Annotated in this window: 23 protein-coding genes; 17 read left to right on the plus strand and 6 right to left on the minus strand. The window is 63.9% G+C overall.

Going from position 1 to position 24,481, the window contains the following annotated elements:
• Positions 1-181: 181 nt before the first annotated feature.
• A complete protein-coding gene (locus tag JQ558_RS11515) occupies positions 182-544 on the minus strand; it encodes a DUF1304 domain-containing protein (RefSeq protein ID WP_212293728.1) in 363 nt (120 codons plus the stop codon).
• A 171-nt stretch (positions 545-715) separates the two neighbouring features.
• Here JQ558_RS11515 and JQ558_RS11520 point away from each other — a divergent pair, with 171 nt between their 5' ends.
• The 4 genes from JQ558_RS11520 to JQ558_RS11540 all read left to right on the plus strand — a co-directional run bounded on the left by JQ558_RS11520 (position 716) and on the right by JQ558_RS11540 (position 3,841).
• Positions 716-1,189 carry a PaaI family thioesterase gene (locus JQ558_RS11520; protein WP_212293698.1) on the plus strand — a complete coding sequence of 158 codons (474 nt, stop codon included), beginning with the start codon at positions 716-718 and terminating at the stop codon, positions 1,187-1,189.
• A gap of 58 nt (positions 1,190-1,247) precedes the next feature.
• Positions 1,248-2,747, plus strand: a complete 1,500-nt coding sequence (locus JQ558_RS37200; RefSeq protein ID WP_249142427.1) for an AlkA N-terminal domain-containing protein — start codon at positions 1,248-1,250, stop codon at positions 2,745-2,747.
• Positions 2,728-3,255 carry a methylated-DNA--[protein]-cysteine S-methyltransferase gene (locus tag JQ558_RS11535; RefSeq protein WP_212293699.1) on the plus strand — a complete coding sequence of 176 codons (528 nt, stop codon included), beginning with the start codon at positions 2,728-2,730 and terminating at the stop codon, positions 3,253-3,255. The genes JQ558_RS37200 and JQ558_RS11535 overlap by 20 nt, the downstream gene beginning before the upstream one ends.
• A gap of 181 nt (positions 3,256-3,436) precedes the next feature.
• Complete coding sequence (locus JQ558_RS11540) at positions 3,437-3,841, plus strand: nuclear transport factor 2 family protein (protein WP_212293700.1); 405 nt, start codon at positions 3,437-3,439, stop codon at positions 3,839-3,841.
• A gap of 15 nt (positions 3,842-3,856) precedes the next feature.
• Here JQ558_RS11540 and JQ558_RS11545 read toward each other — a convergent pair whose 3' ends face one another.
• Positions 3,857-6,652 (minus strand): [protein-PII] uridylyltransferase, encoded by a 2,796-nt coding sequence (locus JQ558_RS11545; RefSeq protein WP_212293701.1) that lies wholly within the window; start codon positions 6,650-6,652, stop codon positions 3,857-3,859.
• 197 nt (positions 6,653-6,849) lie between these two features.
• Between JQ558_RS11545 and JQ558_RS11550 the strand changes: the two genes are divergently transcribed.
• The 6 genes from JQ558_RS11550 (at position 6,850) to JQ558_RS11575 (ending at position 11,964) form a co-directional block, all read left to right on the plus strand.
• Complete coding sequence (locus JQ558_RS11550) at positions 6,850-7,824, plus strand: aliphatic sulfonate ABC transporter substrate-binding protein (RefSeq protein ID WP_212274293.1); 975 nt, start codon at positions 6,850-6,852, stop codon at positions 7,822-7,824.
• 187 nt (positions 7,825-8,011) lie between these two features.
• A complete protein-coding gene (locus JQ558_RS11555) occupies positions 8,012-8,869 on the plus strand; it encodes an ABC transporter permease (RefSeq protein WP_212274292.1) in 858 nt (285 codons plus the stop codon).
• Positions 8,869-9,654 carry an ABC transporter ATP-binding protein gene (locus JQ558_RS11560; RefSeq protein ID WP_212207130.1) on the plus strand — a complete coding sequence of 262 codons (786 nt, stop codon included), beginning with the start codon at positions 8,869-8,871 and terminating at the stop codon, positions 9,652-9,654. The genes JQ558_RS11555 and JQ558_RS11560 overlap by 1 nt, the downstream gene beginning before the upstream one ends.
• Before the next feature lie 66 nt (positions 9,655-9,720).
• Complete coding sequence (locus tag JQ558_RS11565) at positions 9,721-10,230, plus strand: OsmC family protein (RefSeq protein ID WP_192736401.1); 510 nt, start codon at positions 9,721-9,723, stop codon at positions 10,228-10,230.
• Positions 10,231-10,374: 144 nt separating this feature from the next.
• Positions 10,375-11,190 carry a hypothetical protein gene (locus tag JQ558_RS11570; RefSeq protein ID WP_212293702.1) on the plus strand — a complete coding sequence of 272 codons (816 nt, stop codon included), beginning with the start codon at positions 10,375-10,377 and terminating at the stop codon, positions 11,188-11,190.
• Positions 11,191-11,247: 57 nt separating this feature from the next.
• Positions 11,248-11,964 (plus strand): hypothetical protein, encoded by a 717-nt coding sequence (locus tag JQ558_RS11575; RefSeq protein WP_212207132.1) that lies wholly within the window; start codon positions 11,248-11,250, stop codon positions 11,962-11,964.
• On the opposite strand, the gene JQ558_RS11580 is transcribed toward JQ558_RS11575, so the two are convergent.
• Together JQ558_RS11580 and mutS are read right to left on the minus strand one after the other, a co-directional pair.
• Positions 11,961-12,254, minus strand: a complete 294-nt coding sequence (locus tag JQ558_RS11580) for a hypothetical protein (protein WP_212293703.1) — start codon at positions 12,252-12,254, stop codon at positions 11,961-11,963. The genes JQ558_RS11575 and JQ558_RS11580 overlap by 4 nt on opposite strands.
• Positions 12,251-14,992, minus strand: a complete 2,742-nt coding sequence (mutS, locus tag JQ558_RS11585; RefSeq protein ID WP_212293704.1) for a DNA mismatch repair protein MutS — start codon at positions 14,990-14,992, stop codon at positions 12,251-12,253. Before mutS ends, JQ558_RS11580 begins: the two co-directional genes overlap by 4 nt.
• 253 nt (positions 14,993-15,245) lie before the next feature.
• On the opposite strand from mutS, the gene pcaF reads away from it, so the two are divergent.
• From pcaF to JQ558_RS11605, 4 genes are all read left to right on the plus strand, one after another.
• Entirely contained in the window at positions 15,246-16,454 is a 1,209-nt protein-coding gene (pcaF, locus tag JQ558_RS11590; protein ID WP_212274287.1) for a 3-oxoadipyl-CoA thiolase, read from the plus strand.
• A gap of 99 nt (positions 16,455-16,553) precedes the next feature.
• Entirely contained in the window at positions 16,554-17,255 is a 702-nt protein-coding gene (gene pcaH / locus JQ558_RS11595) for a protocatechuate 3,4-dioxygenase subunit beta (RefSeq protein WP_212274286.1), read from the plus strand.
• Positions 17,256-17,867, plus strand: coding sequence for a protocatechuate 3,4-dioxygenase subunit alpha (gene pcaG / locus JQ558_RS11600; RefSeq protein WP_212293705.1), 612 nt, complete (start codon positions 17,256-17,258; stop codon positions 17,865-17,867).
• A gap of 157 nt (positions 17,868-18,024) precedes the next feature.
• Positions 18,025-18,918, plus strand: coding sequence for a dioxygenase (locus JQ558_RS11605; protein WP_212293706.1), 894 nt, complete (start codon positions 18,025-18,027; stop codon positions 18,916-18,918).
• Here the strand turns inward: JQ558_RS11605 and JQ558_RS11610 are convergent.
• Together JQ558_RS11610 and JQ558_RS11615 are read right to left on the minus strand one after the other, a co-directional pair.
• On the minus strand, positions 18,911-20,638 hold the full coding sequence (locus tag JQ558_RS11610) for an FAD-dependent oxidoreductase (RefSeq protein ID WP_312014979.1): 1,728 nt from the start codon (positions 20,636-20,638) through the stop codon (positions 18,911-18,913). The genes JQ558_RS11605 and JQ558_RS11610 overlap by 8 nt on opposite strands.
• A 19-nt stretch (positions 20,639-20,657) precedes the next feature.
• Complete coding sequence (locus JQ558_RS11615) at positions 20,658-21,314, minus strand: GntR family transcriptional regulator (protein WP_249119574.1); 657 nt, start codon at positions 21,312-21,314, stop codon at positions 20,658-20,660.
• A gap of 247 nt (positions 21,315-21,561) precedes the next feature.
• Between JQ558_RS11615 and JQ558_RS11620 the strand changes: the two genes are divergently transcribed.
• From JQ558_RS11620 to JQ558_RS11630, 3 genes are all read left to right on the plus strand, one after another.
• Positions 21,562-22,578 carry a TRAP transporter substrate-binding protein gene (locus JQ558_RS11620; protein ID WP_212274283.1) on the plus strand — a complete coding sequence of 339 codons (1,017 nt, stop codon included), beginning with the start codon at positions 21,562-21,564 and terminating at the stop codon, positions 22,576-22,578.
• 73 nt (positions 22,579-22,651) lie between these two features.
• On the plus strand, positions 22,652-23,158 hold the full coding sequence (locus JQ558_RS11625; protein WP_212274282.1) for a TRAP transporter small permease: 507 nt from the start codon (positions 22,652-22,654) through the stop codon (positions 23,156-23,158).
• Positions 23,159-23,180: 22 nt separating this feature from the next.
• Complete coding sequence (locus JQ558_RS11630; RefSeq protein ID WP_212274281.1) at positions 23,181-24,461, plus strand: TRAP transporter large permease subunit; 1,281 nt, start codon at positions 23,181-23,183, stop codon at positions 24,459-24,461.
• Positions 24,462-24,481: the final 20 nt, after the last annotated feature.

A 24,481-nucleotide genomic window follows, 5' to 3' on the forward strand; every position in this document is an offset into this window, starting at 1 on the left:
ATGCAAGGCGAGCTTGCGAAAAGGTCGACTATCGCAAGTCCCGGTCAATCGAGATTAAACCGAAGGCAGCCACGCGGACTGCACAAAACGAATCCACAAGTCTTGGTCGCGTTCCGGAATGAGACGATGCGGGCAATTGGAACCCGCACGGGATACCGAAGACACCGCCGGCAAATGCACTTTACGCCAACCAGAGCAGGATCAATGCGAGCGCCGCGGGCGCCGCCTGTACATACAAGATCCGGCGGCTGACGGTCGCGGCGCCGTAGGCACCGGCCACGATCACACAGAGCAGGAAGAATGCCTTGATCTGGAACGCGAAGCCCGGGTTTGGATGGATCAGGCCCCAGACGAGGCCGGCGGCGAGGAAGCCGTTATAAAGGCCCTGATTGGCGGCCAGCACCGCTGTCTCTTTCGCCTTCTCAGGCGTATTGCGGAAAGTCTTCAGGCCGAGCGGCTTTTCCCAAAGAAACATCTCCAACGCCAGAAAGTACAGATGCAGCGCGGCGACCACCGCGACCAGACAATTGGCGATAAGCATCATGTGGCGGCCCAAACCGACAGCGGAATTCGGGTGGACGCTAGCACGCTCAGCGTGAAAAGTGCTGCGGCGTGCCGATATTTTGCAGAAAATGATGAGGTCCGAAAACCGCGAGACAGGCGGGGCGCGATATCAGATGCTTCGATCGAGCGACAGCGCGGAGAATCAATGGGAATGCGTACCGACAGAACATACGGCACCGTCAGTGTCGTCAGGCGCAAGGAAATGAGTGGCCTGGAATTTGTCCAGGGGCTCGCCGATGGCACGCTGCCCCTCAACACGATCGCGCGCACACTGGGCTACGATGTCACCGAAGCCGCGAGCGGGCGCGTGGTCATCACCGCCGAACCGAGTGACGACCACCTCAACCCGGCCGGCACCGTGCATGGCGGCTTCTCGGCCACGCTGCTCGACAGCTGCATGGGGCTGGCCATTCAGTCGACCCTGGAGAAAGGTCTGGGCTCGACGACGCTGGAGTTCAAGATTTCGCTGGTGCGACCGATTACGTCCGAGACCGGCACGATCAGGGCCGAGGGCATCGTGCTCAGCAGCGGCCGGCGGGTCGGCACCGCGGAAGGACGCATCACGGATAGCAAGGGACGTTTGCTCGCGCACGGCACCACGACTTGCCTGATTTTCGAGAACTGAGCGGGTATCCGCGCGCAAAGCGCGGGACCTGCCCTGCACGATATTGGATGATTTCCTGATGGATATGGACCGTACCGCTTGCTACCGCGCGATTTCGACCCGGGATATCAGGTTCGACGGGCGGCTTTTTGTTGGCGTCAAAACCACCGGCATCTATTGCCGGCCGATCTGTCCGGCGCGCACCCCGAAATTCGAGAACGTGTCGTTCTATGCCTCGGCGGCCGCAGCCCAGGAGGCCGGCTTCCGTCCCTGCCTGCGCTGCCGGCCGGAAGTGTCGCCTGACCTCGCGTTCTGGCGCGGCAGCTCCAACACGGTTTCGCGCGCGCTGGCATTGATCGAATCCGGCGGGCTCGATGACGATGATGTCGAGACCCTGGCCAGCCGGCTCGGCGTCGGCGGGAGGCAATTGCGGCGGCTGTTCCGTCAGCATGTCGGCGCTTCGCCGATTGCGGTGGCCCAAACCCGACGGGTGCTGCTTGCAAAGCAGTTGATCCACGAAACGTCGCTGCCGATGGCCGAGGTCGCCCTGGCGTCCGGCTTCAACAGCGTGCGCCGCTTCAACGAAACCTTCCTGGCGCTGTTCGGGCGTCCGCCGGCCGCATTGCGGCGTTCCCGCGACAAGACCAGGCGTGAGGCCGGCGCGCTGTCGGTTCGTCTTCCGTACCGGCCGCCCTATGATTGGGACGCGATGATGTCGTTCCTGGCCGCCCGCGCCATTCCCGGCGTCGAGGTCGTCGCCGGCGATAGCTATCGCCGCACGATTGCGATCGGCGGCAAGTGCGGCGTGATCAGCGTCGTGCCTGCGCCGAAGAACCGGATCGACGTCCGCGTTCGCTTTCCCGACATGGCGGTCTTGCCGCAGATCATCGCGCGGGTGCGCCGGGTGTTCGATCTCGCCGCCGATCCCGATACGATCGGAGCGCATCTCGCGCTCGATCCCGTGCTAGCGCCGCTGGTCGCGGCCCGGCCAGGCTTGCGCGTCCCCGGGGCGTGGGACGGCTTTGAGCTCGCGGTGCGGGCGATCTTCGGCCATCAGATCACGGTTCCTGCCGCGACCAAACTGCTCGGCAAACTGGTGCAGGCCTTTGGCGAGCCGCTGCCGCCTGCGATGACGGAGAGCGAGGGTCTCAGCCATCTGTTTCCTTTTGCGGCGCGGATTGCGAGTTCCGATCTGACAACGCTCGGGATATCAGGTGCGCGGGCGATGGCGGTGACCTCGCTGGCGCAGGCGATCTCGGCCGATCCCGCGATCTTCAGCCGCGGCGCCAGCCTTGAGGATGCGATCGTGAAACTGAGGGCGCTGCCGGGAATTGGCGAATGGACCGCGCAATACATCGCCATGCGCGAACTGCGCGAACCCGATGCGTTCCCCGCCGCCGACATCGGTTTACTCCGCGCGATGACCGACAGTGAAGGGCGCCGCCCGTCGCCTGCGGAATTGCTTGTTCGCAGCGAGCGCTGGCGGCCGTGGCGCGCTTATGCGGCGTTGCATCTGTGGGCCGCGGGCGTACCGCATCCCGCCTTGTCCGGAAAAATCGATGAGCGCGAAGCCGCCTGAAACCTTCCATCTCGACCGGCTGCAAACGCCGATCGGAACCGCGTTGCTGGTAACCGATGCCGGCGGTCTGCTGCGTGCGCTGGATTGGGAAGAGCACGGGCCGCGCATAAAGGAGTTGCTGCGGCTGCAATATGGTCCGGTCGATCTGAAAGAGGCGCAGTCACCGAAAGAGTTGAAGACGGCGCTGACGGCGTATTTCAAAGGCGATCTCGATCGCCTCAACGCAATCAAGTGGCGCGTCGCGGGTACGCCGTTCCAGCAAAAGGTCTGGACCGCATTGCCGAAAATACCGGCGGGTACAACGATGAGCTACGGCGCACTGGCAGCGATGCTGAACGCGCCAAAGGCCATGCGTGCGGTCGGTCATGCCAACGGCTCCAATCCGATCAGCGTCGTCGTGCCCTGTCATCGCCTGATCGGCGCCAACGGTGCGCTGGTCAAGTATGGCGGTGGGCTTGAGCGGAAGCGGTGGTTGCTGGAGCATGAGGGGGTAATGCTGAAAAAGTGAGAACGTAGGGTGGGCAAAGGCGCTCTTGCGCCGTTCCCACCATCTTGCGTTGTCGTCGTGAATGGTGGGCACGCTTCGCTTTGCCCACCCGATCAGCCCTCACATGTCACGTCCGTAAACCGCCAGACAGATTCATGCACGGCCCCTAGCGTCTCCCACATTCCAACCACGGAGACGACCAATGACGGACGCAGAAATTCAGGAATTTGTGACGCGATTTGCCGCCGCCTGGGCGGCGCGGGACGGAAAAGCCTTTCTCGATCTCTGGCACCCCGAAGGCTCACTGCATACGCCGCTGGTGGGCCGGCGCGTGGCGGGCAACGAACTCGACCGGCTGATGGAAGTGCAGACGGCGGCGGCGCCGGATTTCGTCTGGCAATTGCTGGACTGGACCTCGCGCGGCGACGTAGTGATCATCGAATGGCAGACCACGCGGAACGTCAACGGCGTAAGGTTCGAATGGCGCGGCGTCGACAAGTTCCGGATCAAGAATGGCAAGATCATCGAGGAGCGGGTCTATACCGACACCGCGCCGCTGCGCTCGTTCCGCAAGGGCGAGAAGCTGGAGCCGATCACGCAGTTCTGAGAGAAGAGCGACGGATTACGCCGCCGGCTGGGCGGCGTTGTCCTCGCTTGCGAGCAGGTGCAGCAGCGCGCTCTTGATCGCGGCCTGCCGCGTCGGCGCGGTGATCTGCGCACCGAGCAGATCGGTGACGTAGAACACGTCGCGGGCGCGCTCGCCGAAGGTCGCGACATGGGCGGAGGCGATGTTGAGGTTGAGCTTCGAGATCGCCGTCGTCAGCTGGTACAGCAGGCCCGGGCGGTCGAGGCCGGACACCTCGATCACGGTGTAGCGGTCCGACCACTGGTTGTTGATGGTCACCTCAGGCTCGACCACGAAGGGCCGCACCTTGCCGCGCGCGGCCGCCTTGCGCGCCACCACTTCGGGCAGGCGCAATTTACCCTCGAGCACCTGCTCGATCATCTCGCCGATTCGCGTGGCGCGGCGTCCCTCGTCTTCGTCGCGGTCGTATTCCCTCGATATCGCGATGGTGTCGAGCGCGCGGCCGTCGGTGGTGGTGTAGATCTGCGCGTCGACGATGTTGGCGCCCGCCGACGCGCAGGCGCCGGCGATGATCGACAGCAGCCAGGGATGGTCGGTTGCCAGGATCGTCAGCTCGGTGACGCCGCGCGCTTCGTCGAAGCCGACATTGATCGCAAGCTTGTGGCCGGCCTGTTCGCTGGCTCGCAGGAAACGCGCGTGGCGAATCTTGCGCGGCAGTTCGACCTTGAGCCAGTACGCCGGATAATGCCGCGCGATATAGGCGTTGAGCTCCTGCTCCGGCCATTCGGTGAAGGCGGCGCGGAATTCGGATTGCGCCACCGCGATACGCTGGGCGCGATTCACTTCCGAGAAGCCGCCGGTCAGCACCGGTTCGGTTTCGTAATACAGCGTGCGCAGCAATTGCGCCTTCCAGCCGTTCCAGACACCGGGACCGACGCCACGGATGTCGGCGGTGGTGAGAATCGTCAAGAGCTTCATCTGCTCGACCGATTGCACCACGGCGGCGAAATTCTCGATCGTCTTGCGGTCCGACAGGTCGCGCGACTGCGCCACCGTCGACATGGTCAGATGCTCTTCGATCAGCCACGCTACCGTCTCGGTATCGGCGGAGTTGAAGCCGAGCCGCGGGCACAGCCGCCGCGCCACCTTGGCGCCGGCGATCGAATGGTCCTCGGGCCGCCCCTTGGCGATGTCGTGCAGCAGCGTGGTGATGTAGATCACCGCGCGGTGCTCGGGGCGGATTTTGCGCATCAGGTCGCTGGCGACGGTGAACTCGTCGTTGCCGCCGCGCTCGATGTCCTGCAGGAAGCCGACGCAGCGGATCAGGTGCTCGTCCACCGTGTAATGGTGGTACATGTTGAACTGCATCATCGAGACGATCTTGCCGAAGGCGCGGATGAAGTGACCGAGCACGCCGGTCTCGTTCATGCGCCGCAGCACGGTCTCGGCGTTGTCGGACGTCAGGATCTCCATGAACAGAAGATTGGCTTCTGGATTTTCCCTTAAGCCGGTGTTGATCAGCTTCAGCGAGCGCGTCACCGTGCGCATGGCGTCGGGATGGAAGGCGAGGTTGTTCTTCTGTGCGAGGCGGAAGATCCGGATCAGATTGACCGGATCGTGCTTGAAGACGTCGGGCGCGGCGAGATTGATGCGGTTGTTGTCGATGATGAAGTCGTCGCTGTCGGGCACCCGGCGGCGCTTGATGCCGGGCCGGAACCGCGCCACCACGCGGCTCAAGACCGGCGCCGGCTTGGCCTGCTCGTCCTCCAGCTTGGCGCACAGGATCGCGGTGAGGTCGCCGACGTCCTTGGCGACCAGGAAGTAGTGCTTCATGAAGCGCTCGACATCCTGCATGCCGGGATGGGAGGTATAGCCGAGACGAACCGCGATCTCGCGCTGCATGTCGAACGACAGCCGCTCTTCGGCGCGGCCGGAGACGAAATGCAAATTGCAGCGCACCGACCACAGGAAGTCGGCGCAGCGGCGGAAGGTGCGGTATTCCTGCGCGTCGAACACGCCGCGCTCGACCAGTTCATCGGTCTCGCGCACGCGATAGACATATTTCGCGATCCAGAACAGCGTGTGCAGGTCGCGGAGGCCACCCTTGCCGTCCTTGACGTTGGGTTCGACCAGATAGCGCGACTGACCGCCGCGGCGATGGCGTTCCTCGCGCTCGGCGAGCTTGGCGGTGACGAACTCCGCGGCGGTGCCCTGCACGACGTTCTTGTCGAAGCGCGCGACCAGTTCGTCGTAGAGCGGCCGGTCGCCGGTCAGGAACCGGGTCTCGAGGATGGCGGTGCGGATCGTCATGTCGCCGCGCGCCTGCCGGACCGATTCATCGACCGAACGCGTGGCGTGGCCGACCTTCAGCCCCATGTCCCACAGGCAATAGAGAATGGCCTCGGCGACCTGCTCGCCCCAGGCGGTTTGCTTGTAGGGCAGGATGAACAGCAGATCGATGTCGGATTCCGGCGCCATCAGGCCGCGGCCGTAACCGCCGGTGGCGACGACAGACATGCGCTCTTCGCCCGATCGGACATGCGAGCGATAGAGGTGCCGCGTGGCGGCGGAATAGAGAATGCGGATGATTTCGTCCTGCACGAAGCACAGCCGCTCGGCGCAGCGGCGGCCGTGACGGTCCTTCAGCAACACCGCTTGCGCGGTTTTTCGCGCCGCGATCAACTCGGCCTTCAGCAGTTGCGCCATCGCCGAGCGGAACACGTCCTCGCGGCCGGCATTTTTTTCGGCGAGCGCATCGATCGCGGCGGTGATCCGCGCGGTATCAAAACGGTCATCCGCCACCGGGCGGTCCTCGGTCACAACGCTGTCCATGATCTATCCCGATATCGGACGGCGCAGACGCTGTCACGGATGATTGTGAGGCAACAGTAGTTCTATGCTGGATTCGCGTTGCTTTGGACAAACCTGTTCTCAGGGCGCAGCTTTCGCGGCAGCTATTTTCTGGTTGACCTTGCGGTTTAACTCATTGAAATAAAAGACAGTTTTTGGGGATATGAGGAGACCAGGGAATGTCCAGGATTTCACGACGCGCGTTTGCTGCTGTTATTGCAGCCTCGACCTTGCTTCCCGGTGCGGCCTTCGCCGCCGACCCGCTCAAGGAAATTCGCATCGACTGGGCGACCTACAACCCGGTGTCGATGATCCTCAAGCAGAAGGGCCTGCTGGAAAAGGAATTCGCCAAGGACGGCGTCAACGTCGTCTGGGTGCAGTCGGCCGGTTCCAACAAGGCGCTCGAATTTCTCAACGCCGGATCGATCGACTTCGGATCGAGCGCGGGCTCGGCCGCTTTGGTCGCCAAGATCAACGGTAATCCGATCAAGTCGATCTATGTCTATTCGCGCCCCGAATGGACCGCGCTGGTGACCGGCAAGGACTCCAAGATTGCCAGCATCGCCGATCTGAAGGGCAAGCGCGTCGCGGTGACGCGCGGCACCGATCCGCACATCTTCCTGGTGCGCGCGCTGCTCGGCGCCGGCCTCTCCGAAAAGGACATCACCCCGGTGCTGCTGCAGCACGCCGACGGCAAGACCGCGCTGATCCGCGGCGACGTCGACGCCTGGGCGGGCCTCGATCCGATGATGGCGCAGGCCGAAGTCGAGGAGGGCGCCAAGTTGTTCTTCCGCAAGCCCGACGCCAACACATGGGGTATTCTCAATGTACGCGAGCAGTTCCTGAAGGATCATCCGGACGCGGTTCGCCGCGTGCTCGCGGTATATGAAGAGGCGCGCAAGTATTCGCTGGCCAATTACGACGACCTGAAGAAGACCTTTATCGGCATCACCAAGCTGCCGGATGCGGTCGTCGACAAGCAGCTCAAGGAGCGCACCGAACTGACCCACAGCCGGATCGGCGCACCGCAGCGCGAATCCATCCTCGCCGCCGGCCTCGCTTTGCAGCAGGCCGGTGTCGTCGCCGCCACGGTCGACGTCAAGGCGACGCTGGATGCCCTGATCGATGATCGGATCCCGCTGCCGACGAATTGATAATTGTCGTCCCGGCGAAGGCCGGGACCCATACGCCGCGGCGATAATTGTTGCACCCGGTTGGTCGCCGCCTTTGTCCCTTTCTTGAGCCGGTGGTTATGGGTCCCGGCCTTCGTCGGGACGACGCAAGGATGGTGACACGTCGCCATCCGCCACCTTGCAATCCCTCGAAAGACGCGTTCTTGCTATGGCCATGACCGTTGAACTGCCAGCGCTGGAACGGACCGATGCGACGACGCCGGAGACGAAGGCGTCGTCGGCGCGGCTGCGGCGCTATGCGGGGCCGGCGCTGGGGCTGCTGCTGCCGGTGGGACTCGCGCTGGCCTGGGAAATCGCGGTCTGGGCGGGCCTCTCGAACGGCCGGCTGGTGCCGCCGCCGACCAAAATCTTCGCCACCATGGTGGAACTCGCCAAGAGCGGCGAGCTGTCGCGCCATATCATCGCGACGCTGAGCCGCGTCGCCTCGGGTTTTGTCATCGGTGTCGTCGCCGGCACGTTGTTCGGGGCGATCTCCGGCTATTGGGGGCTGGCGCGGCGGCTGCTCGATCCGACCGTGCAGGCGCTGCGTGCGATCCCATCGATCGCCTGGGTGCCGCTGTTCATCCTGTGGCTCGGCATTTTTGAAACCTCGAAGGTTGCGCTGATCGCGGTCGGCGTGTTTTTCCCGGTCTATCTCGGCGTGATGGGCGCGATCCTCTCGGTCGATCGCAAGATCGTCGAGGTCGGCCGCACCTTCCGCCTCAGTGGCCCGGCGATGATCCGCCGCATCCTGTTGCCCGCGGTGCTGCCGGCCTATGTGGTGGCGCTGCGCGTCGGCCTTGGCCTCGGCTGGATGTTCGTGGTCGCCGCCGAATTCATGGGCGCCTCCGAAGGACTCGGCTATCTCCTGATCGACGGCCAGCAGCTCGGCAAGCCGGCGCAGATCGTCGCGGCGATCGTGATCTTCGCCATAGTGGGCAAGACCACCGACTGGCTGATCGAGATCGCCACCGCGCCGCTGCTACGCTGGCAGGACGCATTCGGCGGCAAAAGCGGAGCGGCCTGATGCTCGCTCTCGATCGCGTTGGCAAGACCTATCCGAACGGCGTCCACGCGCTGGAGCGGTTTTCCGCCAACATCAAGCTCGGCGAGATCGTCGCCATCATCGGCGGCTCCGGTTGCGGCAAGTCGACCTTGCTGCGCGCCATCGCCGGCCTCGACCGCGCCACCACAGGCACGGTGACCCTGGACGACATTGCAATTACTGCTCCGCACGCAAAAATCGGCATCATCTTCCAGGAGCCGCGGCTGCTGCCGTGGCTGAGCGTCGCCGACAATATCGGCTTCGGCCTTTCTGAGTTGTCCGCCGCCGCGCGACGCGAAAAGGTCGCGCGTGCATTGGATCGGGTTGGCCTTGCGGACAAGGCCAACGCCTGGCCGCGCGAATTGTCCGGCGGGCAGGCGCAGCGGGTCGCGATCGCGCGCGCGCTGGTGCCGCAGCCGGAAGTGCTGCTGCTGGACGAGCCGTTTTCGGCGCTCGATGCCTTCACGCGGCGCGACCTGCAGGACCATCTGCTCGACCTCTGGAACGACACGCGGCCAACGCTCATGCTGGTGACGCATGACGTCGATGAGGCCGTGGTGCTGGCGGATCGCGTGCTTGTGATGCGGCCGCGGCCGGGGCGGCTGTTCGAGGAGATCAAGGTCAATCTGGCGCGGCCGCGGGACCGCAATTCGCCGCACTTCGACAATTTCAAGCGCCGCGTGCTGACCGCGCTGGATCGCTCGCTCGACCGCAACGTGCCTGACGCCGATGCCAAATCGACCACCGGCGAGGCGATGTGGTGGTGACATTGGGTGGTGACTTGGGCTCCATAAGGCTTTAAATCCGGATGTACAAAAATCCGGGAGAAAAAAATGGACGCCGCCGAACTCCGTGCGATGCAGGCCCCGATCAAGGAGCGTTACAAGTCCGATCCCTCAGCCGCTGTCATTACGCTCAAAGCCAAGGGCTCGATCGACAATGAAGGCTTGACCTGCAAGGTCGAAACCGGCCGCGCGCTGGCCGTTGCAGGCCTGCATCCCGCCACCGGCGGTTCCGGGCTTGAACTGTGTTCGGGCGACATGCTGCTGGAAGCGCTGGTCGCCTGCGCCGGCGTGACGCTGAAGTCGGTGGCGACCGCGGTCGAAATTCCGCTGAAGAGCGGCCATGTCATCGCCGAGGGCGATCTCGATTTCCGCGGCACGCTCGGCGTCGACAAGGAAGCCCCGGTCGGTTTCGCCGAGATCCGCCTGCGCTTCGACGTCGAAACCGACGCGCCGCAGGACAAGCTCGATCTGCTGCTAAAGCTCACCGAGCGCTATTGCGTGGTCTATCAGACCATCCGGAACGGCCCCAAGGTCGCGGTGTCGATGAAGCGGGTGTGAGTCTGCAGTATGGTGTCGTCCCGGCCTTGAGCCGGGACCCATACGCCGCGGCCCCTCGTTGCAACAACCGATGTTCGACGCCTTTCGCGCCACACGAATAATTGTGGCTATGGATCCCGGCCTTCGCCGGGACGACGGCTTTAAATGTCCCCCGAATCCATCTTCCTGCTGACGCTCGTCCTGCGCATGGTGATTACCGCGGCGTTCGTGGTGACGGCGTCCATCGTCACCGAGAAGTCGGGCCCGGTGATCGGCGCGCTGATTGCGACATTGCCAATTTCGGCGGGGCCGTCTTACGTGTTCCTCGCGCTCGATCATGACGCGGCCTTCATCGCCGAAGGCGCACTGGCGAGCCTGCCGATCAACGCCGCGACGATTTTTCTGGGGCTGACCTATGTCGTGCTGGCGCAGCGCCGCGGCGCGGTCGTCAGTTGCCTTGCCGCGGTCGCGGTGTGGATCGCACTCGCCTCGATCATTCGCGCGGTACACTGGACGCTGGCGGGCGGGCTGATCGTCAATGCGATCGCCTTTGCGATCTGCGTGCCGCTGCTCGCGCGTTACCGTCACGTCAAGATGCCGCCGGTCGTGCGGCGCTGGTACGACATTCCCCTGCGCGCCTCGCTGGTTGCGACACTGGTCGCGACCGTGGTCACGACGTCAGGCTGGGTCGGTCCGAAAATCAGCGGCATCATGGCGCTGTTTCCGATCGTGTTCACCTCCATGATGCTGATCCTGCATCCGCGCATCGGCGGCCCGCCGACCGCGGCCGTGCTCGCCAACAGCGCCTGGGGCCTGATCGGATTGGGCCTTGCGATTGCCGTCCTGCACGTCGCCGCGCTGCAGTTCGGCTCGGTGATCGGCCTAAGCCTCGGGCTCGCGACCTGCGTCTCGTGGAACCTGGCGCTGTGGTGGAAGGGGCGAAGGAAGGTGACGGCCCCTATTAGTTCGGAAGATCGCTAGTTACCGCCACCGGCAGACCCGCTAGGTTGCTGGGCAGAGCAGAATTGAGGCGGTGTCGTGGAGGGATTGTACAAGGTCGAGTACGACATCAACGAGGGCTCCGGCCGCAGCGTGCTGTACGCCAATGCCGGAACGATGCTTGGCGGCAATACGGCATTCGCCCATTTCGGCAGCTACCAGATCGTGAACGGCGAAATCGTCGCCAGGCTCAGGACCCGGCGCCATAGCCCGTCGCCCCGCCCTAGATCGCTGGTCAGTTCCGACCAGGTCACGCTCAGTATACGCGGCAGGGCAGAGGGCCAGGCCTATCGCTTCGCGGGTGAAGTGGTGGAGGACGCCGGCTCGGTGTTTCGCGCGCTCATGACGCCGCTCGGCAATGACGACGTTCCGCCGCCCGGTATGGTCGGCGACGGCGGCATCATCAGCGGACTCTACTCGATCGACATCCGGATGCTGGACGGCCTGGCCGGCGGGCATACCGGCGTGATGCTGCTGCATGACGGCCGCATTCTCGGCGGCGACGCGTTTTTCTATTACCTCGGGGCCTATAGTTCGGCGAACGGCAGCTGGAAGGGCGAGTTCGTCAATCAGGAACACACTCCGGCGAAGGCCGAGCATCCGCTGTTCGGCGGTTATGAAGTCGGCATCGGTTTCTCAGGCCGCTGCGACGCCAACGGTGCCGAAATGGAAGCAACCGCATTGGCCGGCAAGCGCAGCATCCGCCTCGCCGCCAAGCTGAAGTTGATCCAGCCGTTCGCCGACGTAGGACGCTAGCCCGCAGCGCCCCAAGGCAGGCTCCATTGAATGACGCCGAACAGGCGCAAATACAGCAGCGTTGTCGCCACCAGCGAGACCACGGCCACCGCCAGCGGCACGCCGGGCGACGGCGTCCGCCAGCCGCGCGCATCCTGCATCAGGATCAGCGGCAACAGCGGCAGCGCGATCAATCCGAGAAACACGAATATCCGCCAGCCGCCTTCAAACAGGGCCGAGATCAACAGCAGCATGGGCGGGGCGCCGTACACCAGCGCGATCCATGCGAACGCTTTCGCAGCGCGCCTCAAGCCTTGTGTTCTTTTGCCAGGGTCGTGAGCCGATACAGCGCATCCAGCGCCTCGCGCGGCGACATCTCATCCGGATGCAGCGCCTTCACCGCGGCGAGCAATTGCTCGGCCTCGCTCGGCGGTGCCGGCTCGGCGGCGGCGCGCGACGGCACCGCGAACAGCGGCAGATCATCGGCCAGAGCGCGCGCGGTCTGGCCGCGGTCTTGCGCCTCGAGCTTTGCCAGCACCGATTTGGCGCGCGCGATCACCGCCGGCGGCAGGCCGGCGAGCTTTGCGACCTGGATGCCGTAGGAGCGGTCGGCCGATCCGGGCAGCACCTCGTGCAGGAACACGACGTCGCCCTGCCATTCCTTGACGCGCACCGTGGCGTTGAACATCCGCGGCAGTTTTGCCGAGAGCGCGGTCAGCTCGTGGTAGTGCGTCGCGAACAGCGCACGGCAGCGGTTGCTCTCGTGCAGATGTTCGATCGCGGCCCAGGCGATTGACAATCCGTCGAAGGTCGCGGTGCCGCGGCCGATTTCATCCAATATGACAAGCGAGCGCTCGCTGGCCTGATTCAAAATCACGGCGGTCTCGACCATTTCCACCATGAAGGTCGAACGCCCGCGCGCCAGGTCGTCGGCAGCGCCGACGCGGCTGAACAACCGGTCGACGACGCCGATCCGCGCCCGCGAGGCCGGCACGTAGCTGCCGATCTGCGCCAGCAGCGCGATCAGCGCGTTCTGGCGTAGGAAGGTCGATTTACCCGCCATGTTCGGGCCGGTGATCAGCCAGATCTGGCCGGAAGTTTGCGCAGGCCCCGGCGAGAGATCGCAGGCATTGGCGATGAACGGCTGGCCATCGCGCTTCAGCGCCGCTTCGACCACGGGATGGCGGCCGCCCTCGACGGCAAAACCGAGCGAGCCGTCGACCTCGGGCCGCACGTAATTGTCGTCGACCGCAAGTTTGGCCAGCGCGGTTGCGACATCGAGCAGCGCAAAGGCATGCGCCGCGGCGCGCAGATCGTCGCTGGCCGCAAGTGCGATGACCGACAGCCGTTCGAAGATTTCCAGTTCGAGATTGAGCGCGCGGTCGCCGGCATTGGCGATCTTGGCTTCGATCTCGCCGAGCTCCGACGTCGTGAAGCGAACCTGACCGGCCAGCGTCTGGCGATGGATGAACGTCGCGTTCAAAGGCGCGGTCATCAGCTTGTCGCCGTGCTGCGCTGTCACCTCGACGAAATAGCCCAGCACATTGTTGTGCCGGATCTTGAGGCCCTTGATGCCGGTGTCGTCGGCATAGCGGGCCTGCATCGCGGCGACCACGAGGCGTGAGGCATCGCGCAGATTGCGGCTCTCGTCGAGTGCGGGCTCATAGCCTTCGCGAACAAAACCGCCGTCGCGCTTGATCAGCGGCAGTTGTTCGGCCAGCGCCCGTTCGAATTCGCGCGCAAGATCGCGCGACGGACGGCGCAGCGCCTCCATCACGGCCGCGATCTCAACTGGCGGTGCATCCAGTTGCGCCAGCCGCGCCAGCGCCTGATCGGCCGCAAGGATGCCATCACGGAGGCCTGCAAGATCGCGCGGGCCGCCGCGACCGACTGACAGCCGCGCCAGCGCGCGCGACATGTCGGGCGCGGCGCGCAGCGTGGTGCGGATATCTTCTCGCGCAAAACTATCGGCGACGAAAGTGGCGATGGCGTCCAGCCGCCGCGCAATCGCAGCGCTATCGGTGAGCGGGGCGGCGAGACGCTGCGCCAAAAGCCGCGATCCGGCTGCGGTGACGGTGCAGTCGATCGCATCGAGCAGCGAGCCGCGCCGCTCGCCCGCCAGCGTGCGGGTCAATTCGAGATTGGCGCGGGTCGCCGGGTCGATCGCCATCGTGGTGCCGGCGGCCTCGCGCGACGGCGGCGACAGCGGCGGCCGCTTTCCAACTTGCGTTCGATCGATATAGGTGACGGCGGCGGCCGCCGCGGTCGCTTCCAGCCGCGACATCGCGGACAGGCCGTCCATGGTGGCGACCGCGAAATAATCGCACAGTCGCCGTTCCGCGGTGGCGCCGTCGAAGACGTCGCGGGTCAGCGGCGTCACCGCCGGCAGTTCGCGCAGCAGCTGCCCCAGATCAGCATCGCCATACAGCGCATCGGTGACGATGACTTCGTTCGGATTGATCCGCGCCAACGTCGCTGCAAGCTCGGCGGTCGAGCATTCCGTGACCATGAACTCGGAGGTCGAGATATCGATCCAGGCAAGGCCAATGCGGTCGCCACCGGCAGATCCCCGTGCCCGCGCGATCGCCAGCAGATAATTATTGGTCTTTGCGTCGAGCAGGGTGTCTTCGGTCAGCGTGCCCGGCGTGACGAGCCGCACCACGCCGCGGCTCACCACGCTCTTGTTGCCGCGCGCGCGTGCGGCTGCGGGATTTTCGGTCTGCTCGCACACCGCGACGCGATGCCCGGCATTGATCAGCCGATGCAGGTAATCCTCGGAGCGCTCCACCGGCACGCCGCACATCGGGATATCCATGCCCTGATGCTTGCCGCGTTTTGTCAGCACGATGCCGAGCGTCCTGGAGGCGATTTCGGCGTCCTCGAAGAACAGCTCGTAGAAATCGCCCATCCGGTAGAACAGCAGCAGCCCGGGATGGCCGGCCTTTATTTCAAGGTACTGTTCCATCATCGGCGTGACGCGCGCTGTCGCGTCGGCGGCCGGAGTTGCCTCGGGGGGCGGGGGTGCGGGGATGTTTTGCTGGATCGTCATTGCGGGGCGCAAACTACAAAATTTTGTCCGTCGGTCCTATTGGTTTGCTCCCCGTCGTACCGGTTTTCCACGCCCGGTGGCCGCTTATTTCACTTCCTAACCCCTAGCTGAGCCCTGGGAACATGACGGCCATCCCGCGAAAGCACCGCCGGTGGCGACAGCCCTCAATTGACCTCCCGCTACGTCGCTCCTAAAACTCGCCATCAATTCAGTGGGGTCAACGGCCCAAACGCGGCGTTCAGGGAGAGATTCAATGCGTGATGTGTTCATTTGCGATGCCGTACGGACCCCGATCGGCCGTTTTGGCGGTTCGCTCGCCAAGGTGCGCGCCGACGATCTGGCCGCGGCCCCGATCAAGGCCTTGATGGCAAAGCATCCCAATCTCGACTGGAAAGCGGTCGATGAGGTGTTTTTCGGCTGCGCCAACCAGGCTGGTGAGGACAACCGCAACGTCGCGCGCATGGCGCTTCTTTTGGCGGGCATGCCCGACTCGGTTCCTGGCCAGACGCTCAACCGTCTCTGTGCCTCGGGCCTCGATGCGGTCGGTGCCGGTGGCCGCGCGATCCGCGCAGGCGAGATTGATTTCGCCATCGCCGGCGGCGTCGAATCGATGACACGCGCGCCGTTCGTGATGGGCAAGGCGCCGGAAGCCTTTGCGCGTTCCGCTGATATTTTCGACACCACGATCGGCTGGCGCTTCATCAATCCCTTGATGAAGGCGCAATACGGCGTCGACGCGATGCCGGAGACCGGCGAGAACGTCGCCGAGGAATTCCAGGTATCGCGCGCCGATCAGGACGCGATGGCAATTCGTTCGCAGCAGCGCGCGGGCGCTGCGATCGCTGCCGGCTATTTCGCCGAAGAGATCACCCCGGTTTCGGTGCCCGGCGGCAAGGCCGGACCGATCACGGTCGACAAGGACGAACATCCGCGTCCCGAAACCACGCTCGAAGGTTTGACGAAACTGAAGCCGATCGTGCGCAATCCCGGCACGGTGACGGCGGGCAATGCGTCCGGCGTCAATGACGGCGCGGCCGCGATGATCCTGGCTTCGGAAGCTGCCGTGAAAAAGCACGGCCTGACGCCGCGGGCGCGCATCCTTGGGTTGGCTTCGGCTGCGGTGCCGCCGCGCATCATGGGCATCGGCCCGGTGCCGGCGACCAAGAAGCTGATGGAGCGGCTCGGCATCAAGATCAGCGATTTCGATCTGATCGAGCTCAACGAAGCCTTCGCCTCGCAGGGCATCGCCGTGCTCAGGCAACTCGGCGTCAAAGACGATGCCGATTTCGTCAACCCGCATGGCGGCGCCATCGCGCTCGGTCACCCCCTCGGCATGAGCGGCGCGCGGCTGGCGATGACGGCGGTGCACGGCATGGAGAAGCGCGGCGGCAAGCTTGCCTTGGCAACTATGTGCGTCGGCGTCGGTCAGGGCGTCGCGATGGCGATCGAAAAGCTAAACTAAGACAATGGTTTGGGAGGCTCAAAAACGGCCCTTCCCCAAATTAGTTATGTCATATAATGATCCGGCGGCGCCTGCGATCGCGATGCCAGGGAGGAAGTCATGACATTATCCTATCCGCTGCAAAGCTTGACGGCGCATCCGCCGCGGCTGTCGCCCGGTTACAAGAGCACGGTGAAGCGTTCGCCCACCAAGCCGCTGATCCCGATGCGGCATACGCTGTCGGAATTAACCGGGCCGGTCTATGGCCACGAGACGGTGCGCGAAAACGACAACGACCTCACGCTCCAGGGCAAGGGCGAGCCGCTCGGCGAACGCATCATCGTGCACGGCCACGTGCTCGATGAAGACGGCCGCGGCGTGCCCAACACGCTGGTCGAGCTGTGGCAGGCCAATGCCTGCGGCCGCTATGTCCATGTCGTCGACCAGCACCCCGCGCCGCTCGATCCGAATTTCACCGGCGCCGGCCGCACGCAGTCGGACAGCGCGGGCTATTACCGCTTCGTCACCATCAAGCCCGGCGCCTATCCCTGGGGCAACCACCACAACGCCTGGCGCCCGGCCCATATCCACTTCTCGGTGTTCGGGCACTCCTTCGTCTCGCGGCTGGTGACGCAGATGTATTTCCCCGGCGATCCGCTGTTCCCGTTCGATCCGATCTTCAATTCGGTGACCGACGAGAAGGCGCGTAACCGCATGGTGTCCGACTTCGACCTCGAAAATACCAAGCCGGATTGGGCGCTGTGCTATCGCTTCAACATTGTGCTGCGCGGGCGCAACGCCACGCCGATGGAGACCAAGTAAGTGTCCAAGGCCCAGAGCAAGCCGGAAGGCGTTACCCCGTCACAGACAGTCGGCCCGTATTTCGCCTACGGCCTGACATCGAACGGCAAGTATGACTGGAACGACGCCTTCTCCAACAATCTCGTGACATCGGATACATCAGGCGAGCGCGTCCGCGTCGAGGGCCGGGTGTTCGACGGCGACGGCCAGCCGATGGTGGATTGCATGCTGGAGATCTGGCAGGCCGATGCGCAAGGCCGCTTCTCCGATCCGCAGGACAAGCGGGCGCTGCCCAACTCATCCTTCAAGGGTTTTGGCCGCTGCGAGACCGATGCCGATGGCCGCTATGCCTTCGACACCATCAAGCCGGGCATCGTGCATGATCCCGACGGCAAGCCGCAGGCGCCGCATCTCGTGCTCGCGGTGTTCGCGCGCGGCCTGCTGCTGCATCTCTATACGCGGATCTATTTCGGCGGCGAGGCGGCCAATGCCACCGATCCCGTGCTGGCGCTGGTGCCGGCCGACCGTCGCGCAACGTTGATCGCCCAGCAGGCGCACTGCAATGGTAACGCGGTCTATAGCCTCGACATCAACATGCAGGGCGACAACGAGACCGTGTTCTTCGACGTCTAGGCAAGCACGCAGACGTCATCCTGAGGTGCGAGCCTGCGGTGCACTTGCACCGTTGGCGAGCCTCGAAGGATGGGCCACGGGCCGTACTCATCCTTCGAGGCGCGCAAGAGCGCGCACCTCAGGATGACGGAAAGAGTGGGAGTTGAGGGAGCGACGAATGATCATCGGGCGCGAGCAGGATGTCACGGTTGCAGCGTCGGCCGTGATGGAGCGGACCTCCGATCCACGGCTGCGCGAAATCATGCTGTCGCTGGTCAAGCATCTGCATGGCTTTGTCCGTGACGTCAGGCTGACCGAAGCTGAATTCCGCGAAGCCGCCGCCATCCTCGTCGAATTGGGCAAGCAATCGACCGATACCCACAATGAAGTCGTGCTGATCGCTGGTTCGCTCGGCGTTTCCTCGCTGGTATGCCTTCTGAACAATGGCGATCAGGGCAATACCGAGACGGCGCAATCATTGCTCGGGCCGTTCTGGCGGCTGAATTCTCCGCGCGTTGAAAACGGCGGCTCGATCGTCCGGTCAGACACGCCGGGCGCGGCGCTGTTCGTCAACGCCCGCGTCGTCGACCCCGCCGGTCATCCGATTGCGGGCGCCGAGGTCGATATCTGGCACGCCTCGCCGGTCGGCCTGTACGAGAACCAGGATCCTGAACAGGCCGAGATGAATCTGCGCGGCAAGTTCACGACCGATGCCGACGGACGCTTCGCGTTTCGTTCAGTGATGATGGTCGGCTACCCCATTCCGACCAATGGTGTGGTCGGGCGGCTCTTGAAGGCGCAGGACCGGCATCCCTACCGGCCGGCGCATCTGCATGCGCTGATCTTCAAGCCGGGATTCAAGGTCTTGATTTCGCAGGTCTATGATCCCGCCGATCCGCATATCGACAGCGACGTGCAGTTCGGCGTCACCAAGGCGCTGATCGGCGAGTTCGTGCGGCATGACGAGGCGCATCCGACCGCAACCGAGGTCGGCTCGCCCTGGTATTCGCTCGACTATGTCTACCGGATGGAAGCCGGCGAGGCCGTGCTGCCGCGGCCGCCGATCAAGTAGCACCCAGCTCGTTCGACTTGCCCGCGATGTCCATCGCCGCGCGCCATGCAAACACCATGGCCGGGCCGATCATGGTGCCGGGGCCGGGATAGGTGCCGCGGAAGATCGAGGCGGCGTCGGCGCCGGCGGCGTAGAGGCCGGGGATCGGCTGCCCGGCGGATGTCAGCACGCGGCCGTTGGCGTCGGTACGCAGACCCGCACTGCTGGCGAGGTCGGAAGGCCAGACTGCCACGGCGAAATACGGACCGGGGCCGATCCTGCGCAGGCACGGGTTCGGCTTGTTCGCGGCATCGCCGTTGAAGCGGTTGAGTTCGCTCGTCCCTTTGCCGAAATCTTCGTCGACGCCGGTTTCGGCGAATCGATTGTGTCGCTCGATGGTGCCGGCCAACGCGGCGCCATCAACGCCGATTGCCTTCGCCAGTTTTGCCATGCTGTCGCCCTGGAACAGATAGCCCGACTTGATGAAGCGGGAGAGGTCGCGCGTTCCCGGATGGATCAGGCCGAGACCATAGTCGCGAATAAAACCACGGTCGCAGATCAGGAACGCCGGGATGCTGGGCACTGTGCGGTGCGACCGCAGCATCCCCTCGACGAAGTCATGGTACGAATTGGCCTCGTTGACGAAGCGGACGCCGGAGCTGTTGACCGCGATCAGCCCGGGCTTGGCGCGATCGAGCATGATGTGCGGGAATACCGAGAGGTGGCCGTCCTCCTGCGGCATCACCGAACTCGGCATCCACAGCGCCGGGCTCCTGATGTCCTGCGCAATCTCGCCATGCGCGCGTTCGCCGGCAAGGATGCCGTCGCCGGTGTTGCTGTCCGGCGACATCGAATAGCGCTGCGTGCCGTCCGGAAACAGCCGGTTGCGCAGTTCGCTGCTCCAGCCGATGCCGCCGGCCGCCAGCACGACGCCGCGACGCGCGTAGATGCAGATGTCGCCATCGTTTGTCGCGAACACCGCGCCGATGATTCTGCCGTCGTCCTCGATCAATTCGCTGAGCTGGGTCTGGTAACGAATCTCGACGACGTGGTGCTTCAGACTGTAGAGCAGCCGCGCCACCAGCGCGTTGCCCATGATCAGGCGCGTGCCGCGCGGGTGCTTGATCCGGTCCATCGCCTGCCGCGCCAGCAGGCGAGCCGCGTTCGAAAAATTTGCCAGGGAATGAAACGGATGCAGCAACGGCGGAATGTCGGTCTTGCCGACCATCATGGCGCCGAGCACCATGAATTCACGGCGCGGCGGCCGCACCCGCGCGAAATCCTCGCCAAGTTTTCGTCCGTCGAACGGTACGGCACCCAGCGCCCGGCCTCCAAGCGCGGCGCCGGGCTGCGCGTGATAGTCCGGATGCACCGGCGGCGGCATGAAGACCACGCTGGTTCTTTGCTGGAGATAGTCGAGCATCGCTGGGCCGGTTGCGAGAAAGGCGGCGAGCCGCGCATCGTTGGCGTCATCGCCCAATATGGCCGCAAGGTACGTTCTCGCGGCCTCGATGCTGTCGGGCACGCAGGCCGCCTCGCTCTGCCGACTGCCGGGAATCCACACCGTTCCGGCCGAGGTCGCGGTGGTGCCGCCGACCATGTCGGACTTTTCGCAGATGATAACCTTGAGCCCTTCGAGCGTGCCGACCAGCGCCGCCGTCATGCCCGCCGCGCCGGCGCCGATCACCAGCAAATCGGTCTCGGCATCCCACCTGCGATTATCGGTTTGGCGCCCGGTCACGACAACTCGACCGAACGTTTCATTTCAGCGTCCCGATCGCCAGCGCGTGCGCCACGCAGCTGTTGATATGCTCGGTCAGGATCGACTTTGCACCCTCGATGTCACGCTTCAGCGCGCAATCCAGCAAGGCCTGATGCTGCGCGATCGTGGCGCTGCCGCGGTATTGCAGGGCGTAGCGGAAATATTTGTCGAACACGACCGAGTGAGTCTGCATCAGTTCGCGCGAGCCGCAGCTCGATATCAAGGCCTGGTGGAATTCGCCGTCGTAGCGCTTGCGCAGCTCCGGATCGTCGCCGGCGGTAAGAATCGCGCGCTCGGTGGCCGCCAGCTTGTGATGCGCCGACACCACGCGGCCTTCCCATTCCATGTCGCCGGCCCGGAAGGATTCGGTCATCGCGTGATGCTCGAGCAGGATTCGCAGCTGCGCCAGCTCGCGCAAATTCTGGATCGAGACGGGAGCGACCTCGAACCCGCGCTGGCCTTCGGCAACGACAAAGCCTTCCGATGCCAGCCGGTTGAGGATCTCGCGCAGCGTCGAAACGCTGAGGCCGTAATCCTCCTTCATCGAGTCGAGCTTGAGCCGTCCCGACGGGTTGAGCACGCCGAAAATGATGTCGGAGCGAATGCGGTGATAGCCGCTGTCGCCGGCCGACATCGGGGTCTGTTGCTGCTCCATGATCGTCAATGTCTATCCCGCTTTTGGGCCTGCAAAGGCTGAGGCGACTCGCCGCCGAGCATAGCCGCGAATGGTGGCCCTTGCTGCAAACTACGATCACATGATGAATTATATTATACCATATATTTATATGATTATCATTTGACAACGATTTCGTTATATGGTTTCCACCAAAAAGACCGGCCCAGAAGCCAAAAATCGCGGCAACAAGCCGCGACTGGGCACCGGGTCATCAGGGGAGGATGAGATGAAGCTGTTTGCAGTTCTGTCCGCGGCCGTGTTGGGCGGGGCACTTTTGGCCGGCACCGCATCCGCGCAGGAGGTCCAGGAGCGGACCATCCGCTGGGGACACCTCAACAACACCGATCATCCCGTCAGCTTCGGCGTACAAAAATTCGCGGAAATCCTGCTCGCCAAGAGCGGCGGCAAGCTCAAGGTCCGCGAGTTCGCTTCATCCCAGCTCGGCAACGAGCTGCAACAGCAATCGGCGCTGCGCGGCGGCACGCAGGAGATGCTGTCGGCGTCCACCACCTCGCTCGCAACGGTCATTCCGGAATTCGGCCTGCTCGATTTCCCCTTCATCGTCACCACCACCGATCAGGCCGATGCACTGGTCCAAGGCGCATTCGGCAAGGCGATGATCGACGCGCTGCCGCAGCGCGGACTGGTCGGGCTCGGCTATTGGGGGCTCGGCTTTCGCAACGTCACCAACAGCAAGCATCCGATCGTCAAGCTGGAGGATTTCTCCGGGCTCAAGCTGCGCGTCATTCCAAATCCGGTCTATCTGGAGTCCTTCAGCGCCTTCAAGGCCAATCCGATTCCGATGGCGTTCGGTGAACTCTACACGGCGCTGGAAACGCGCACGGTCGACGGCCAGGAAAATCCCTACACGGTGATCCTGTCCAACAAGTTCTTTGAGGTTCAGAAATTCGTCTCGGCCACCAACCATACCTTCACCGAGAACATCATCATCGTCAGCAAGATCTTCTGGGACAAGCTGTCGCCGGCCGAGCAGAAGATGATGCAAGAGGCTTACAACGAAAGCCGCGCCTACCAGAAGGAGCAGACGCGGCTGCAGACTGAAAAGGCGCTCTCCGAGCTGCAAGCCAAGGGAATGACCTACAACGCCGTGGCGCCGGAAGAGCTGGAGCGCATGCGCAAGGCGGCTCAGCCCGTGGTCGACAAGATCTCGGCGGCGCTGAAGCCGGATACGGTCAAGCTGTTCAACGCGGAGCTCGACCGGGTCCGCAAAGAGGTCAAGTGACGCGCCGCTGACATCAGCGAGGCAGGGCCGGTATCCATCGGCCCTGCACGAACTCCAGCTCCACGCGGCGCCGATGGAACGCATCCTCGATCTCTATTGCGCGCTGCTCAAGGGCGTTATCGCGCTGTGCCTTGCGGTCATGGTGGTGCTGGTGTTCGGCAATGTGGTGCTGCGCTATGGCTTTAATTCCGGCATCACGGTTTCGGAAGAACTGTCGCGCTGGCTGTTGGTGTGGCTCACTTTCCTCGGCGCCATCGTCGCCGTCCGCGAGCATGCGCATCTCGGCGTCGATACGTTGGTGCGGAAGTTGTCGCCCGCGGGAAAGCGGATCTGCTTCATCATCAATTATTGCCTGATGCTGTATGCCGACTGGCTGTTGTTGGCGGGAAGCTGGCGCCAGACCATCATCAACATCGACGACCGCGCGCCGGCCACGGGCCTGTCGCTCGGCATCTTCTACTTCGTCGGCGTCGTCTTCGGCGTCTCGGCCGGAATCATGCTGCTCTACGACCTGTTCAAGGTCGTCTCCGGCCAGGCCCGCGAATCCGACCTGGTCGCCGTCAAGGAGGAGGACATCTGATGGCATCGCGGGGGCGCCGCACATGACCATCGCGGTCTTCACCTTCTCGCTGCTCGGCGCCATGGCGCTCGGCATGCCGATCGCCTTCGCCCTGATCATCTGCGGCATCGCGCTGATGAGCACGATCGACATGTTCGATTCGCAGATCGTGGCGCAGAACATCATCAACGGCGCGGACAGCTTTCCGCTGATGGCGATTCCCTTCTTCATGCTCGCCGGTGAGATCATGAATAAAGGAGGGCTCGCCAAGCGCATTGTCAATGTCGCCCTCGTTGCGGTCGGGCATTTCCGCGGCGGGCTCGGTTATGTGACGATCCTCGCGGCCTGCATTCTCTCATCGCTGTCGGGATCCGCCGCGGCCGATGCCGCGGCGCTCGCAGCCCTCTTGGTGCCGATGATGGTGGCGGCGGGACACAGGAAGATCTACGCCGCCGGGCTTGTGGCCGCGGGCGGCGTCATCGGCCCCGTCATTCCGCCGAGCATCGGTTTTGTTATTTTCGGCGTCGCCGCCGGCGTCTCGATTTCCAAACTGTTTTTGGCCGGTATCTTTCCGGGGATGATGCTGGGCGCCGGATTGTGCGTTGCCTGGTGGTGGGTGGGCCGCAAGGAAAATCTGGTGCCGCCGCCGCGGGCGTCATTCAAGGAAGTTGCCCAGGCCGTGATCGACGGCTTCTGGGCGCTGATGTTGCCGGCGATCATTATCGTCGGATTGCGCTTCGGCATCTTCACGCCGACGGAGGCCGGGGTGGTCGTCGCGGTCTATTCGCTGTTCGTTGCCACCTGCGTCTACCGCGAACTGAAATGGTCGCAGCTTTATGCGGTGTTCGTTACCTCGGCATTGACGACGAGCGTCGTGATGTTTCTCGTCGCTGCGGCGCTGGTGTCGTCCTGGCTCATTACGGTCTCCGAAATCTCCGCGCAGGTTGTCGATCTGCTAAGACCATTCATGGGCAACAAGACGCTTTTGATGTTCGCGATCATGGTCGTCGTTGTCATCGTCGGCACCGCGCTCGACATGACGCCGACGATCTTGATTCTGACGCCGATCCTGATGCCGATCGTCAAGGCGGCCGGTATCGACCCCGTCTACTTCGGCGTGATGTTCATCATCAACAATTCCATTGGCCTCATTACCCCGCCGGTCGGTATCGTGCTGAACGTGGTTTGCGGGGTCTCCAGGATCAGCATGGAAGATATCATCAAGGGCGTCTGGCCGTTTATGATCGCCCAGCTTATCGTGCTGTTTCTGCTGGTGCTGTTCCCGGCATTAGTGACGGTCCCGGCCAAGTGGCTTGCCGGCTAGAAGCGGCATATCAAGCGAAA

This window comes from Bradyrhizobium sp. AUGA SZCCT0160 (assembly GCF_018130105.1).
Classification (GTDB): domain Bacteria; phylum Pseudomonadota; class Alphaproteobacteria; order Rhizobiales; family Xanthobacteraceae; genus Bradyrhizobium.

Excerpts from the sequence above, each read along its gene's own strand:
- JQ558_RS11555 (WP_212274292.1), top strand. The coding sequence starts at position 8,012 with ATGGCCATGACCGTTGAACTGCCAGCGCTGGAACGGACCGATGCGACG.
- pcaH (WP_212274286.1), top strand. The coding sequence starts at position 16,554 with ATGACATTATCCTATCCGCTGCAAAGCTTGACGGCGCATCCGCCGCGG.
- JQ558_RS11545 (WP_212293701.1), bottom strand. The coding sequence starts at position 6,652 with ATGGACAGCGTTGTGACCGAGGACCGCCCGGTGGCGGATGACCGTTTT.
- JQ558_RS11565 (WP_192736401.1), top strand. The coding sequence starts at position 9,721 with ATGGACGCCGCCGAACTCCGTGCGATGCAGGCCCCGATCAAGGAGCGT.
- pcaF (WP_212274287.1), top strand. The coding sequence starts at position 15,246 with ATGCGTGATGTGTTCATTTGCGATGCCGTACGGACCCCGATCGGCCGT.
- JQ558_RS11560 (WP_212207130.1), top strand. The coding sequence starts at position 8,869 with ATGCTCGCTCTCGATCGCGTTGGCAAGACCTATCCGAACGGCGTCCAC.
- JQ558_RS11540 (WP_212293700.1), top strand. The coding sequence starts at position 3,437 with ATGACGGACGCAGAAATTCAGGAATTTGTGACGCGATTTGCCGCCGCC.
- JQ558_RS11605 (WP_212293706.1), top strand. The coding sequence starts at position 18,025 with ATGATCATCGGGCGCGAGCAGGATGTCACGGTTGCAGCGTCGGCCGTG.
- JQ558_RS11515 (WP_212293728.1), bottom strand. The coding sequence starts at position 544 with ATGATGCTTATCGCCAATTGTCTGGTCGCGGTGGTCGCCGCGCTGCAT.
- JQ558_RS11620 (WP_212274283.1), top strand. The coding sequence starts at position 21,562 with ATGAAGCTGTTTGCAGTTCTGTCCGCGGCCGTGTTGGGCGGGGCACTT.
- JQ558_RS11630 (WP_212274281.1), top strand. The coding sequence starts at position 23,181 with ATGACCATCGCGGTCTTCACCTTCTCGCTGCTCGGCGCCATGGCGCTC.
- JQ558_RS11550 (WP_212274293.1), top strand. The coding sequence starts at position 6,850 with ATGTCCAGGATTTCACGACGCGCGTTTGCTGCTGTTATTGCAGCCTCG.
- mutS (WP_212293704.1), bottom strand. The coding sequence starts at position 14,992 with ATGACGATCCAGCAAAACATCCCCGCACCCCCGCCCCCCGAGGCAACT.
- JQ558_RS11535 (WP_212293699.1), top strand. The coding sequence starts at position 2,728 with ATGAGCGCGAAGCCGCCTGAAACCTTCCATCTCGACCGGCTGCAAACG.
- JQ558_RS11615 (WP_249119574.1), bottom strand. The coding sequence starts at position 21,314 with ATGGAGCAGCAACAGACCCCGATGTCGGCCGGCGACAGCGGCTATCAC.
- JQ558_RS37200 (WP_249142427.1), top strand. The coding sequence starts at position 1,248 with ATGGATATGGACCGTACCGCTTGCTACCGCGCGATTTCGACCCGGGAT.
- JQ558_RS11625 (WP_212274282.1), top strand. The coding sequence starts at position 22,652 with ATGGAACGCATCCTCGATCTCTATTGCGCGCTGCTCAAGGGCGTTATC.
- JQ558_RS11570 (WP_212293702.1), top strand. The coding sequence starts at position 10,375 with ATGTCCCCCGAATCCATCTTCCTGCTGACGCTCGTCCTGCGCATGGTG.
- JQ558_RS11520 (WP_212293698.1), top strand. The coding sequence starts at position 716 with ATGCGTACCGACAGAACATACGGCACCGTCAGTGTCGTCAGGCGCAAG.